General features: G+C 60.8%; 10 protein-coding genes. All 10 read left to right on the plus strand.

Features of this window, described 5'->3' with window-relative positions; translation table 11 throughout:
- The first annotated feature begins 148 nt into the window (after positions 1–148).
- The 10 genes from GFM02_RS08450 to GFM02_RS08495 all read left to right on the plus strand — a co-directional run bounded on the left by GFM02_RS08450 (position 149) and on the right by GFM02_RS08495 (position 13,610).
- On the plus strand, positions 149–625 hold the full coding sequence (locus GFM02_RS08450) for a VOC family protein (protein WP_020050805.1): 477 nt from the start codon (positions 149–151) through the stop codon (positions 623–625).
- Positions 626–1,071: 446 nt separating this feature from the next.
- Positions 1,072–3,015 (plus strand): PrkA family serine protein kinase, encoded by a 1,944-nt coding sequence (locus tag GFM02_RS08455; RefSeq protein ID WP_020050804.1) that lies wholly within the window; start codon positions 1,072–1,074, stop codon positions 3,013–3,015.
- A 12-nt stretch (positions 3,016–3,027) separates the two neighbouring features.
- Positions 3,028–4,302, plus strand: a complete 1,275-nt coding sequence (locus GFM02_RS08460; RefSeq protein WP_168321394.1) for a YeaH/YhbH family protein — start codon at positions 3,028–3,030, stop codon at positions 4,300–4,302.
- Positions 4,299–5,849: a SpoVR family protein gene (locus GFM02_RS08465; protein ID WP_168306500.1), complete on the plus strand. Its 1,551-nt coding sequence runs from the start codon at positions 4,299–4,301 to the stop codon at positions 5,847–5,849. Before GFM02_RS08460 ends, GFM02_RS08465 begins: the two co-directional genes overlap by 4 nt.
- An 88-nt stretch (positions 5,850–5,937) precedes the next feature.
- Entirely contained in the window at positions 5,938–6,201 is a 264-nt protein-coding gene (locus GFM02_RS08470) for an antitoxin (RefSeq protein WP_020050801.1), read from the plus strand.
- Positions 6,198–6,611: a type II toxin-antitoxin system VapC family toxin gene (locus GFM02_RS08475; RefSeq protein ID WP_168321395.1), complete on the plus strand. Its 414-nt coding sequence runs from the start codon at positions 6,198–6,200 to the stop codon at positions 6,609–6,611. The genes GFM02_RS08470 and GFM02_RS08475 overlap by 4 nt, the downstream gene beginning before the upstream one ends.
- 180 nt (positions 6,612–6,791) lie before the next feature.
- Complete coding sequence (locus GFM02_RS08480; RefSeq protein ID WP_168321396.1) at positions 6,792–7,721, plus strand: adenylate/guanylate cyclase domain-containing protein; 930 nt, start codon at positions 6,792–6,794, stop codon at positions 7,719–7,721.
- A 268-nt stretch (positions 7,722–7,989) separates the two neighbouring features.
- Complete coding sequence (locus tag GFM02_RS08485) at positions 7,990–9,186, plus strand: efflux RND transporter periplasmic adaptor subunit (protein WP_168321397.1); 1,197 nt, start codon at positions 7,990–7,992, stop codon at positions 9,184–9,186.
- Entirely contained in the window at positions 9,183–12,338 is a 3,156-nt protein-coding gene (locus GFM02_RS08490) for an efflux RND transporter permease subunit (RefSeq protein WP_168321398.1), read from the plus strand. Before GFM02_RS08485 ends, GFM02_RS08490 begins: the two co-directional genes overlap by 4 nt.
- A gap of 273 nt (positions 12,339–12,611) precedes the next feature.
- The gene (locus GFM02_RS08495; RefSeq protein WP_026265346.1) at positions 12,612–13,610 is read left to right on the plus strand and encodes a flagellin; all 999 of its coding nucleotides are present in this window, start codon (positions 12,612–12,614) and stop codon (positions 13,608–13,610) included.
- Positions 13,611–13,667 lie beyond the last annotated feature (57 nt).

The following is a 13,667-nucleotide window of genomic DNA, read 5'->3' on the forward strand; positions in this document are numbered from 1 at the left end:
GCTCTCAGCGACAGCGCCCGCCGGCGCGACGGCGGCGACACGACGGAAATATTGCAGGCACAGCATGTCGGAACCCGCGCCCGCTGCGCGTCCTTGGAGCATCGGACGGGAGTCCGGATCAACATCCGTCAACCAAGGAGATCGTTTCATGCCGAAGGTCGTTTCAAATCTCTGGTTCGCCGAGGAAGCGCGCGAAGCCGTCGAATTCTATGTGTCTGTTATCCCGGATTCCCGGATCGGCCGCACCACCATATTGCCGGCCGAAACACCGAGCGGGCCTCCCGGCAGCGTCGAACTGATCGAGTTCACGCTTGCCGACCAGGCCTTCCTGGCCATGAAGGCCGGCCCGCTCGATAGTTTCAACCATTCCTTCTCGATCGCGATTCTCGTGGAAAGCCAGGCCGAGATCGATCGGATATGGGAGGCATTCCTCGCCAATGGCGGCACGCCGGAGGCGTGCGGCTGGCTGAAGGACCGCTGGGGCCTTTCCTGGCAGATCGTGCCGCGCGTGCTCTCCGAGATGGTCGCCGACAGCGACCGTGAGCGCGCGAGGCGGGTGACCGAAGTGATGCTCGGCATGGTCAAGATCGACGTCGCTGCGCTCGAGGATGCGTTCAACGGCTGAAGCCCTGCGGAGACATGATCGCAATATCCGGCGCATGATCGTCATGCGCCCATTTCTCTAAGAATATTCTGTTTCTAAGAATATCCCGAACTTTCCAGCGTCATATGGCCCGTCGCAAATCGATATTCGCCGATCGAACGGGCTCGCCGCCTGCCGATCGCTGATTTTCGGGATCTCGAATCACGGGCGGTATTGCACACCTTTTTCATCTTTCTGTCACGTCGTGAAATGTGCTGATACCGCGATGGCGTCTTTCTGAACTATACTCACCAACAGTTTCGTACAGTAATTAAAGAACCGGTGGATGCACAATTTCGTGCATTGCTAGAAACGGCCGGTGAGCGTGGAATAACCGACGAAACTATTGATTCTCAGGAACGTCATGGCCATCTCGATGGTTATAGGGACACCTGAAGCCTGTGGCATTAACCTTGAATGGAGGGCCCATGCTGAGCGAATCCGTATTTGATGCGTTCACCCGCAGCTATGATGCGCGTCGCGAGACCGATATGTCGATCTCGGAGTATCTCGATCTTTGCAAAAAGGAACCGCTTGCCTATGCCAATGCGACCGAGCGGCTGCTCGCCGCGATAGGCGAAGCGCAGATGGTCGACACTGCCAGGGACACCCGCCTCGGCCGGATCTTCATGAACCGGACCATCCGGATCTATCCGGCCTTTGTCGGCTTCCACGGCATGGAAGAGACAATCGAACGCATCGTTTCCTTCTTCCGGCACGCGGCGCAGGGGCTCGAGGAGCGCAAGCAGATCCTCTATCTGCTCGGCCCGGTCGGCGGCGGCAAGTCATCGCTGGCGGAGCGGCTGAAGCTGCTGATGGAGGTTCATCCGATCTACGTGCTGAAGGCCGGTGACGAGATCAGCCCCGTTTTCGAAAGTCCGCTCAACCTCTTCGACCCGGACACGATGGGATCGCTCCTGCAGGAGCAATACGGCATTCCCCTGCGGCGCCTGAGCGGACTGATGAGCCCGTGGTGCCTGAAGCGGCTCGACGACTTCGGAGGCGATATTTCCCGCTTCCGCGTCGTCAGAGTACAGCCTTCGCGGTTGCGCCAGATCGCCATCGCCAAGACCGAGCCTGGGGACGAGAACAATCAGGATATCTCGTCCTTGGTCGGCAAGGTCGATATCCGAAAGCTGGAGACCTATTCCCAGAACGATCCGGATGCCTACAGCTATTCGGGCGGCCTCAACCGCGCCAATCAGGGCGTGCTCGAATTCGTCGAGATGTTCAAGGCGCCGATCAAGATGCTGCATCCGCTGCTGACGGCGACGCAGGAGGGGAACTATATCGGCTCCGAGAATATCGGTGCCATACCCTTCTCCGGCATCGTCCTTGCGCATTCGAACGAGGCGGAATGGCAGACCTTCAAGGCCAACAAGAACAACGAAGCGTTCATCGACCGTATTTGCGTGATCAAGGTGCCCTATTGCCTGCGCGTGACGGAAGAGCAGAAGATCTACGAGAAGCTGATCGAGGGATCGGAACTCGCCGATGCGCCATGCGCCCCGGCAACGCTCGAAATGCTGGCCCGCTTCTCCGTGCTTTCACGCCTGCGCAAGCATGAGAATTCGACATACTTCTCGAAGATGCGCACCTATGACGGCGAAAGCCTGAAGGAGACGGATCCGCGTGCCCGCAGTGTCCAGGAATATCGGGATGCCGCCGGCATCGACGAGGGCATGGACGGCATATCGACCCGCTTCGCCTTCAAGGTGCTCGCTTCCACTTTCAATCACGACACCACGGATATCGGCGCCGATCCCGTTCATCTGATGTATGTGCTGGAGCAGTCGATCCGGCGCGAGCAGTTTTCCGACGATGTCGAGAAGCGATATCTGGAATTCATCAAGGCCGATCTTGCGCCGCGTTACGCAGAGTTCATTGGAAATGAAATCCAGAAGGCCTATCTTGAATCCTATGCGGATTACGGACAGAATCTGTTCGACCGCTACGTGGACTATGCCGATGCCTGGATCGAAGACGTGGACTTCAAGGATCCCGATACCGGCCAGCTTCTCGACCGCGAGCTCCTCAACCAGGAACTGACGAAAATCGAAAAGCCGGCGGGAATCGCCAATCCGAAGGATTTCCGCAACGAAATCGTCAAGTTCTGCTTGAGATCGCGGGCAGCCAACGGCGGAAAGAATCCGTCATGGACGAGTTACGAGAAAATCCGGGAAGTCATCGAAAAGCGAATGTTCTCGCAGGTCGAAGATCTTTTGCCGGTTATTTCCTTCGGATCGAAGAAGGATTCCGAAACGGAAAAGAAGCACAGCGAATTCGTCTCGCGCATGGCCGCGCGGGGTTACACGGAGAGGCAGGTTCGGCGCCTCGTCGAATGGTACATGCGCGTCAAACAGGCAAGTTAATGTGGAGCCAATATGCACATTGTCGACCGTCGGCTAAATCCGCGCGGTAAAAGTCTGGAAAATCGGCAACGGTTTCTTCGGCGCATGAAAGGCGCCGTGCAGCAGGCGGTAAAGCGTTCTCTGCAAAACCGGAACATTCGTGATGTACTCGACGGCGGGGAAATCAGCCTGCCGATCGATGGAATGGCCGAGCCGAACTTGAGAAGGGGCGACGGCGGCATCCGCGACCATATCCTGCCTGGAAACAGGGCCTTCGTCGAAGGCGACATTCTTCCGCGCCCGCCGGGGAGCAGGGGCGGAAAACCCAAGGATGCGGGTGAGGGCGACGGCGAGGACGGCTTCCGCTTCGTGCTGACGCGCGAGGAATTCCTGGATGTGTTCCTGGACGATCTGGAACTGCCCGACCTTGCCAAGCGGCGCCTGGCCGAAACCGAGGAGGAAACTCCGTTCCGTGCCGGTTATTCCGTGTCGGGATCGCCGTCCAACATCGCCGTCGGTCGCACGACCAGGCTCGCGATGATGCGCCGTGTCGCGCTTCACCGTCCGCGCCGCGAAGAAATCGAAGCCCTGCGGCGGCAGATCGAGGAATGCGAGGACGACGAGAGCCGGCTGGCGCTTGAGGCAAAACTCAAATCTCTGACGGAAAAAAGCCGGCGCATTCCCTATATCGATCCGCTCGACGTGCGGTATCGCCGCTTCGAAAACGAGCCGAAGCCTGTGGCGAAGGCCGTGATGTTCTGCTTGATGGACGTTTCCGGCTCCATGTCGGAACACATGAAGGACCTGGCGAAGCGGTTCTACCTGCTGCTCTACCTTTTCCTGTCGAAGCGCTACAAGAAAGTGGAGATCGTCTTCATCCGCCATACCGACAAGGCCGAGGAAGTCGACGAGGAAACCTTCTTCTATGGCCCGGCAACCGGCGGTACGCTGGTCTCAAGTGCGCTAGCGGCAATGCGGGCGATCATCGCGGCGCGTTTCGATCCGGCGGAATGGAATATCTATGGCGCCCAGGCCTCGGACGGCGACAACGCCCATTCGGACGGGAACCTGAGCGGACAGCTGCTGCGCGAGATTTTGCCACAGTGCCAATATTTCGCCTATATCGAGGTCGGCGAAGAAGGCGGTGACTCCTCGGTATCCCGCTCGCCGCTTTGGATGCTCTATGACGGGATCCGTTCCGAGCTGCAGCCGCTTTCGATGCGCAAGGTCTGCCGGCGAAACGAAATATTCCCTGTTTTCCACGATCTCTTCCAGAAACGTGACGCACAGTCGAAGGTGACGCCATGACTATGACGATGAGGCCACGAGAGCGGCTATTATTCGAGGGGGCCGACTGGGATTTCGCAACGCTCCAGCGCATCCACGACGCCTGCGAGAAGATCGCGCTCGGCGAACTCGGCCTCGACGTCTATCCGAACCAGATCGAAGTCATCACCTCGGAGCAGATGCTGGATGCCTATTCCTCGACCGGCATGCCGCTCTTCTATCGGCATTGGTCCTTCGGCAAGCATTTCGCGCATCACGAAACCTTCTACCGCCGCGGGATGCGCGACCTTGCCTATGAGATCGTCATCAACAGCTCTCCCTGCATCTCCTATCTGATGGAGGAGAACACGGCGACGATGCAGACGCTCGTCACCGCGCATGCGGCCTTCGGCCACAACCACTTCTTCAAGAACAACTATCTCTTCAAGCTCTGGACCGATGCGGAGGGCATCCTCGACTACCTCGATTTCGCCAAGGGTTATATCACCCGCTGCGAAGAACGTTACGGCGAGACGGCCGTCGAGCGCACGCTCGACGCAGCCCATGCGCTGATGTCGCACGGGGTGCATCGATACGCGGGCAAGACCACGATTGACCTTCGCCAGGAGGAGAAGCGGCAGCAGGAGCGCCGCACCCACGAGGAGCAGATGTTCAACGACCTGTGGCGCACGGTTCCCGTCGGCAAGGCGCGGAAGGCGGGCGACAGCGGCCTGGAAAAGCGCCGCGCCGCCCTCGGGCTCCCTCAGGACAACATCCTATACTTTCTGGAAAAGTCGGCGCCGCGGCTGCAGCCGTGGCAGCGCGAGATCCTTCGCATCGTCCGCCACGTCGCGCAATATTTTCATCCCCAGCGGCAGACCAAGGTGATGAACGAGGGAACCGCCACCTTCGTCCACTACCAGATCATGAACCGGCTTCACGAGCGGGGGCAGATCAGCGACGGAAACTTCCTCGAATTCCTGAAGTCGCACGCCAACGTCGTGTTCCAGCCGAGCTATGACGACCGGCGATTCTCCGGCTTCAATCCCTATGCGCTTGGCTTTGCGATGATGCAGGACATAGAGAGGATCGTCACGACGCCGACGGAAGAGGACCGCGCATGGTTTCCCGATATCGCCGGACGAGGCGATGCGATGGCGGTCCTGCGCGACATCTGGGCCAATTACCGGGACGAGAGCTTCATCAGCCAGTTCCTTAGCCCGAACCTGATCCGGCAATTGCGGCTGTTCCATCTCTACGACGATCCGGAGCAGACCGAGGGGGTACTGGTTTCGGCGATCCACAACGAGCGCGGATATTTGCGCATCCGCCGCCAGCTCTCCCGCGAATACGATATCGGCTGGACCGATCCGGCAATCGATATCGTCGACGTCGACCTCGCCGGCGACCGCCGCCTGCTTCTGCAGCACATCGTCATGAATGGCTGCTATCTCCAGGAAGCCGACATGAAACTCGTCCTGCAGCATCTTGCCGATCTCTGGGGCTACGACGTCCTGCTTCAGGAAATCGATGATTCCAACATCGTGGCGAGAGAACACACGGCGAGCCCGCGCAAGATCATTCAGTGATCCAGCGGTTTTGTTGAGGCGCCGGACTTCTTGCTCGCTGCCGGCTATCGGTATATACCATGGTAGCTATCGAGGTATGGAGGCTATCATGGCAACCAGAACAGCCAAGATTTTTACGACCGGCCGCAGCCAAGCGGTCAGGCTCCCTGCGGAGTTCCGCTTCGAGGAGAGCGAGGTGTTCGTCCGTCGTGATCCGAAGACCGGCGATGTCATTCTGTCACGCAAGCCGGATTCGTGGGATGGTCTCTTTGAGCTTTATGGCAAGGATCGGGTTCCGGACGATTTCCTGGGGCCAGATGATCGCCACCAGCCTTCGCATGACCGTGATCCGTTCGAGGGTTGGAAGGAATGACGGCCTGGATGCTCGATACCAATATGGTGAGCCATGTCATCAAGGGCGATCGGCCGGAGATCATCGACAGGTTGGCCGCGCTTCCGATGGAGGACATCGTCATCTCATCGATCACGGAAGGGGAGCTGTTCTACGGTCTTGCCAAGCGAGGCTATCCGAAGGTGCTGTCGGAACGGATCCGCCAATTCCTGCTCCGGGTCGACGTTCTCCCTTGGGATCACGATGTCACGCGAACTTACGGCGAGCTGCGCGCTGCCTGTGAAGCCAAAGGGGTGACCCTGGCGCCCCTCGATATGATGATTGCCGCCCATGCCGTTGCAACTGCCGCAACTCTCGTCACGCGCGACAAGGCTTTTGCCCGCGTCTCGGAGCCTTTAAAGGTCGATGACTGGGCGAATGAAGGAAGCTGAATCGCCCACGCTGCCTCTCATGCCCGGAAAACGCGGGTCGACGATCGGCAATTATCGGTGGTAACGAACACAAAGGCTTAGTAACTTACCGCCGCTGCAATAGCCCATGATCTCCAATCGACCAGTTTCAGCCTTTGCAGCGAGCTTTCCCGGGGGCAGAGAGCGCGGAGACGAAAGACCATGAGTGAAACGCGGCGCAAGCTGACGACGATCTTCTGTGCTGACGTGCAGGACTATACGCGGCTGATGGGGGCTGACGAGGAGGGGACGCTTGCAAGCCTGAAGCGCTGCCGGGAGGCGATGGGGCGCCTGATCGAAAGCCATGGCGGCCGCGTCGTCAATACCTGGGGCGACGGGTTGATCGCCGATTTCCCGAGCGTGGTCGAGGCGGTGCGGGCGGCCGTCGACACGCAGAACGAACTCGCCGGCTTCAATGCCGACCGCCCGGCCGACGGTCGCATGCTCTTCCGCATCGGCATCAATCTCGGCGACGTGATCGTCGAGGGCGACGACATCTATGGCGACGGCGTTAATATCGCGGCGCGGCTGCAGACGTCGGCTGCAGCAGGCGGCATCGTGATATCGAGCACCGTCTATGACCAGGTCCGCAACAAGGTGGCTGTTGGTTTCGAGTTTCTCGGATCGCTTATGGTGAAGAATGTCGACGAAGGCGTGCCAAGTTACGCGGTGAAGATCGGCGATGCCAGGGACGAGACGCCATCTGCCGAACGATCCGGCCCCGCGCGGCCGCAGCCGCAGCCGGCGCCGGTTATGGCGGCAGCAAAGGCCGAGACAACCCCAGCACCGGGCGGACAACAGAGGCTGTATGGCGTGCTCGGCGTCATCGCCGCCGTGCTGATCGGTATCAATCTCCTTTCGTGGCAGGGCGTCTTCTGGGCGCGTTTTCCGGTGCTCGCGCTTGCCGTCGTCGCGGCGCTCGCCTGGAACCGCGACCAGATCCTGTTCAACCGCAAGATCACCTTGCTGGCGATCCTGGCGCTTGGCCTTGCCGGCATCAACCTCTTCGCCTGGACGGGGCAGTTCTGGGCGATGTGGCCGATACTGGGGATCGCGGCCGTGATGGGCGTGCGGTGGTCGATGCGCCGATAGGCATCCAACCCGCATCCTCAGGGATTTTGTACGGTATCTTGCCCGACAATCGGCGGGATCAAAGACACGGGCGAGTGTTCATTCAAGCAAAAGTGAGCGGCCGGGTTATTTCCATTCTTTGCTGATATTACAAATCGGTAATGCCGGCTGCTTATGCTTGCCGGTAAGCTGTAAACGCGCGATATTGTCGCATCAGACGGGAATCTCGACCCCGCAGCGCCTCTTTCGACCGACCCTGGTCCAACCTCGAGTCCCTCCGGAGACGTGAATGGCCTTTTGGAAGCAGTTTGTACTTTCGCTCATCGTCATTATTGCCGGCTTTGCCGCGTGGGTTTTCTTCGTGCCCGGCGCCGGCGATACGATGCGCGATGCAGGCATTCCAGACGGCATCGTTTCCAAGATCGCGTCGAAGACCGATGCCGACGCTCCGGCCCGGGCGCAAGGGCAGCAGCGTGGTGAGGGGCAGGGACAAGGGAACCGTCGCAATGGCGGCGGGCGCAACAACACCATTCTCGTCGCGACGCAGGCGGTCGTCCAGGGTATCGTCAACGACCGGCTGAACGCTATCGGCACGGGTGATGCGATCCGTTCGGTCGCGGTCACGCCGCAGGCATCGGGCACGATCCGCGAAATCCTCATCAAGTCGGGCGACAGGGTGAAGGCCGGCCAGGTGCTCGCCAAGCTCGACAGTGAGGAACAGGTGATCGCTCGCGGCCAGGCTGATGTGGCGGTCAAGGCCGCCGTTGAGAAGTCCAATCTCTATCACAACATCAAGTCCAGCGTGTCGCGCATGGACGTGTTCGATTCGGAGATCGCCGAGCAGGGCGCGCGGCTGCAGCTGCAGGCCGCCGAGCTCAATCTCGCCCGACGCAACATCACCGCGCCGATCGACGGCATCGTCGGCATCGTGCCGGTCAATATCGGCGACAACGTCACGACGAGCATCCCGATCGTCACGCTCGATGACTGTTCGGAAATCCTCGTCGACTACTGGGTGCCGGAGCGCTTCGCCAATACGGTGTCGGTCGGCCAGCCGGTCGAGGCGATGTCTGTGGCGAGGCCGGGGCAGGTGTTTTCAGGCGTGGTCGAAGCCGTCGACAACCGCATCGATGCGGCAAGCCGCACGCTTCGTCTGCGCGCCCGGATCGACAATAGTTCTGATGAGCTGCGTGCCGGCATGTCCTTCAGTGTCAGCATGAAATTTCCTGGCGACAAATATCCGGCTGTCGACCCCGTCTCCGTGCAGTGGGATTCGCAGGGCTCTTTCGTCTGGCAGGTCAATGACGACAAGTCGCATAAGGTGCGGGTCAGCATCGTGCAGCGCAACCCGGATTTCGTGCTGGTCAAAGCCGATCTCGAGGATGGCGACGTGATCGTCACACAGGGACTGCAGCGCGTGCGTGAGGGTGGGGCGGTGCGTGTGAGCGCCGATGTCGCCGCGACTGCGGAGGTCGCTACGCAATGAACGTGACCGAGATTCATCAGGACAGGGCGTCGGGCAAGCAGAGCTTCACTGCACTTTTCGTTCGCCGGCCGATCCTGGCGCTGGTGTTCAACACGCTGATGGTCGTTGCCGGCCTTGCCGCCTATGTCGGCGTCGAGGTGCGCGAACTGCCCGATGTCGACCGTCCCGTCGTTACCGTGCGTACCACCTTCGACGGCGCATCGCCGCAGACGATCGACCAGGAACTGACCAAGGTGATCGAGGGGGCGGTGGCGCGCGTCAGCGGCCTGAAATCGATTTCGTCGACCTCGTCCTTCGGTCAGAGCCGGGTGACGCTGGAATTCTCGGATGCGATCGATCTCTCGGTCGCCGCCAACGACGTGCGCGACGCGATTGGCCGCATCACCCAGAACCTGCCTGATGAGGCGGATGCGCCGCAGATCGTCAAGGCGGATTCGGATTCCTCGGCGATCATGCGCCTTGCCGTCACCTCCACCAATCTCAACATGGACGATCTGACCCAGCTCGTCGAAAACGAGGTGATCAATCGCCTCGCCTCCGTCGACGGGGTTGCCGACGTCGAGGAATATGGCGACCAGGAGAAGGTCTTCCGCGTCGATGTCGACCAGGGGGCTCTTGCCAGCCGCGGGCTGACCATCGGCGACCTGACGAAGGCACTCGACAATGCCGCACTCGACGTGCCGGCCGGCTCGCTGAAGAGCAATACGCAGGATATCGTGGTGCGCGCCACCGCCAACCTGCAGACCCCGGCGGATTTTTCCAACGTCATCCTGCAGGACCGCGTCAGGCTCGGCGACGTCGCGACGGTGATGCTTGGACCACGCGACGGCGAAACGGCGCTACGCTCCAACGGCAAGCCGGGCATTGGCCTCGGCATCATCCGCCAGGCGCAGTCGAATACGCTGAACATATCGACCGGCATCAAGGCGGCCGTCGACCAATTGTCGAAGACGCTGCCCGAGGGCACGACGATCGCCATCACCAGCGACGACGCCGTCTTCATCCAGGGTGCGATCCACGAAGTGGTGCTGGCGCTGGTGCTTGCCGCCGTGATCGTCACCGCCGTCATCTACCTCTTCCTGCGCGACTGGCGGGCGACGCTGATCCCGGCGGTCAGCATGCCGGTGGCGCTGATCGGCACGCTGGCGGCGATCTACATGGTCGGCTTCTCGATCAACATCCTGACGCTGCTCGCGATCGTGCTGGCGACCGGCCTCGTCGTTGACGATGCGATCGTGGTGCTCGAAAATATCGTACGCCGACGCTCCGAAGGCATGGGGCCGCGCGCTGCTGCCGTGCTCGGAACGCGCGAGGTGTTCTTCGCCGTCATCGCCACGACGGCGACGCTGGCCGCGGTGTTCATTCCGCTCTCCTTCTTGCCGGGACAGGTCGGTGGCCTCTTCCGCGAATTCGGCTTCGTGCTCGCCTTCTCGGTCGGTCTGTCGTCGATCGTGGCGCTGACGCTGTGTCCGATGCTTGCCTCGCGCATGCTGACCAAACCGATGCTCGAAGATCACGGCATGCTCGGTCGCTTCGGCGGGGCGCTTGCCGATCTCTACAAATGGGCGCTGCACGGCTGTCTCAACGCGCCCTTCGTCGTCATTCTGTTCTCGGTGATCTTTGCCGGTGCGGCACTCGTCGCTTTCTCGACGGTGAAGAGCGAGCTGACGCCCGAAGAGGACCGGTCGCTGGTGATGATGCGGCTGACGACGCCGCAGGGATCGAGCCTCGAATATACCCGCGACAAGATGCAGCTCGTCGAGGAATATCTGCAGCCGCTGGTCGACAGCGGCGACATTCGCAATGTCTTCTCGATCTCCGGGCAGGGCGGTTCGCTGAACAGCGGCTTCATGGTGCTGACGCTCGCCCCCTGGGGAGAGCGTGACAGGACGCAGACGGAGATCGTCGGCGATATCAACCAGGCAGCCTCTAGGGTGCCGGCCCTGCGCGGCAATGCTATTTCCTCGAACAGCCTTCGCATCCGCGGCGCCGGCAGTGGTCTGCAGATGGCGCTGATCGGCAATGATCACGAGGCGCTGACGGCGGCGGCCGCCAAGCTGGTTCAGTCGCTCGAGGCCACCGGCCAGTATGATACGCCGCGCCTGACCAACGAGCCCAGCCAGGCGCAGGTATCGGTGGCGATCGATCGCGAGCGCGCCTCGGATCTCGGCATCGACATAACCGGGCTTTCGACGGCAATCCAATCGCTGCTCGAAGGGCGATCGGTGGTCGACGTCTTCGTCGACGGCGAATCCTATCCCGTGCTTCTGACCTCGACGACGCGGCCGATCGACGATCCGACCGATCTTGAGAACGTGTTCCTGAAGACCGGCGACGGCAAGATCGTACCGATGTCGGTTATCGCCACGATGAAGGAAGGGTCGGTCGCGCCGCAGCTCAACCGCGAGCAGCAGCTCGCCTCCGTCGCGATCACCGCCGGCCTCAGGAACGGCATGTCGCTCGGCGATGCCGTCAGCCAAGTGACGGCGCTCGCCGAGCCGCTGCTGCCGCCAGGCTCCCGCCTGTTGCCGCTCGCCGAGGCGGCGACGCTCGAAGAGAATTCGAGCGGCATGGCGCTGACCTTCGGCTTCGCCATCGTCATCATTTTCCTGGTGCTGGCCGCGCAGTTCGAAAGCGTGCTGTCCTCGCTGATCATCATGTCGACGGTGCCGCTTGGTCTTGCCTGCGCCGTCTTCGCACTTGTCATCACCGGCTCCAGCCTCAACATCTACAGCCAGATCGGCCTGGTGCTGCTCGTCGGGGTCATGGCGAAGAACGGTATCCTGATCGTCGAATTCGCCAATCAGCTGCGCGACCGGGGCGAGGATGTGCGGTCCTCGATCGAGAAGGCCTGCGCGCTGCGTCTTCGCCCCGTGATGATGACGATGATCGCCACCATCCTCGGCGGCGTGCCACTGGTCTTTGCCCATGGCGCCGGTGCCGAAGCACGCGTTGCGCTCGGCTGGGTGATCGTCGGCGGTCTCGGTTTCGCGACGCTGGTGACGCTGTTCATCACGCCGGTCGCCTATCTGCTGCTTGCCCGCTTCGCCAAGCCGCACGCCCACGAGGAAGCGCGCCTGCACGAGGAGATGTCGGTCGCCACACGACCGCGCGCCGCACCCGATGACGAGCAGCTGCAGGCCGCCGAATAAGGTTTTATCCGATTGCGAAACGCCGCCGGCCAACCTCGTCCGGCGGCGTTTCTTATGGTGTATGAAACCTTGCAAAATTAGCTAAATTGCTTCTGAAGTTTAGCCGTTTGTTAAGCATAAACGGCAATGATTGTGACCAGTAACCGACTGGTCTTCTTCGTTTCTTGAAGGCTGCGATGCGCTGGAGTTTCAGCGACCCCGGACATGAATGTCCGTGCGGCACGGTTCATTTTTAGTTCAGTTTGCGTCTGTTGTGTTTTGGAGTTTAGTCCCGTGAGTATTTATCAGCGCGTCTCCGTGGACGCGGCGCTTTATGTGCTGCGCGATATCAATCGGAATATGACGGTCACGCAGAACCACATCACGACGGGTATGCGTGTCGCAAAAGCCAGCGACAATGCCGTCTACTGGTCGATCGCCACCACCGCGCGGACCGACAATAAAGCCGTTTCGGCCATCCAGGATGCGCTCGGCATGGCCGCAGCGACGATGGGAACGGCCTATACCGGCGTTCAGAGCGTCATCGACGTCGTCTCCGAGATCAAGGCAAAGCTGGTTGCCGCAACCGAGGACGGCATCGACAAGAACAAGATCAACGAAGAGATCAAACAGCTGCAGGAGCAACTGCGTAGCGTTTCGGAATCGGCGACCTTCAACAGCGACAACTGGGTGGTCCTCACCAATGATGCGACGCCGACGCAGCCGCGCCAGATCCCGGCCTCGTTCATCCGCAACGCCGACGGCACGATCTCGATCGGCATGCTGAGCTACCATATCGACAATACGCCGGTGGGAGCGACGACCTCCAAGGACGCGCGCTACCTGATCGACGACCGTGCCACCGGTTCCGGCGAATACGGGGTGCTGACATCGGCCTATTTCGCCACCGAACTCGGTGCTGCGCAAAATTACGTGCTGATGACGAGCAAGAACGGCACCACCACCGGGCAGGTGGTGATCTCGGTGACATCAAGCACGACGCAGGGCCAGATCGGCCAGATGATCAGCGTCGTGGATGCCGCGCTGACGCAGCTGACGACGGTCGGTTCGGCCTTCGGCGCGCTGGAAAAACGCATCAACCTCCAGAACGACTTCGCCACGAAACTGCACGACAACATCACCGCCGGCATCGGCCGGCTTGTCGATGCCGACATGGAGGAGGAGTCGAGCAGACTGCGGGCGTTGCAAACGCAGCAGCAGCTCGGCCTGCAGTCGCTGAACATCGCCAACGCCACTTACGACACCATGCGGCAGTTGTTCCAGAATTTCTAAAGCATGTCGCGCAAAAGTCTGCGGGCGGATCGTTGTGCGTTGCTGCGGCGCAGGAGC

It is taken from the genome of Rhizobium leguminosarum bv. viciae, from assembly GCF_012276115.1.
Lineage (GTDB): Bacteria > Pseudomonadota > Alphaproteobacteria > Rhizobiales > Rhizobiaceae > Rhizobium > Rhizobium leguminosarum_T.

What these genes read in the sequence shown, in the direction of transcription:
- GFM02_RS08450 (WP_020050805.1), top strand. Translation starts at nt 149, where the DNA reads ATGCCGAAGGTCGTTTCAAATCTCTGGTTCGCCGAGGAAGCGCGCGAA.
- GFM02_RS08455 (WP_020050804.1), top strand. Translation starts at nt 1,072, where the DNA reads ATGCTGAGCGAATCCGTATTTGATGCGTTCACCCGCAGCTATGATGCG.
- GFM02_RS08460 (WP_168321394.1), top strand. Translation starts at nt 3,028, where the DNA reads ATGCACATTGTCGACCGTCGGCTAAATCCGCGCGGTAAAAGTCTGGAA.
- GFM02_RS08465 (WP_168306500.1), top strand. Translation starts at nt 4,299, where the DNA reads ATGACTATGACGATGAGGCCACGAGAGCGGCTATTATTCGAGGGGGCC.
- GFM02_RS08470 (WP_020050801.1), top strand. Translation starts at nt 5,938, where the DNA reads ATGGCAACCAGAACAGCCAAGATTTTTACGACCGGCCGCAGCCAAGCG.
- GFM02_RS08475 (WP_168321395.1), top strand. Translation starts at nt 6,198, where the DNA reads ATGACGGCCTGGATGCTCGATACCAATATGGTGAGCCATGTCATCAAG.
- GFM02_RS08480 (WP_168321396.1), top strand. Translation starts at nt 6,792, where the DNA reads ATGAGTGAAACGCGGCGCAAGCTGACGACGATCTTCTGTGCTGACGTG.
- GFM02_RS08485 (WP_168321397.1), top strand. Translation starts at nt 7,990, where the DNA reads ATGGCCTTTTGGAAGCAGTTTGTACTTTCGCTCATCGTCATTATTGCC.
- GFM02_RS08490 (WP_168321398.1), top strand. Translation starts at nt 9,183, where the DNA reads ATGAACGTGACCGAGATTCATCAGGACAGGGCGTCGGGCAAGCAGAGC.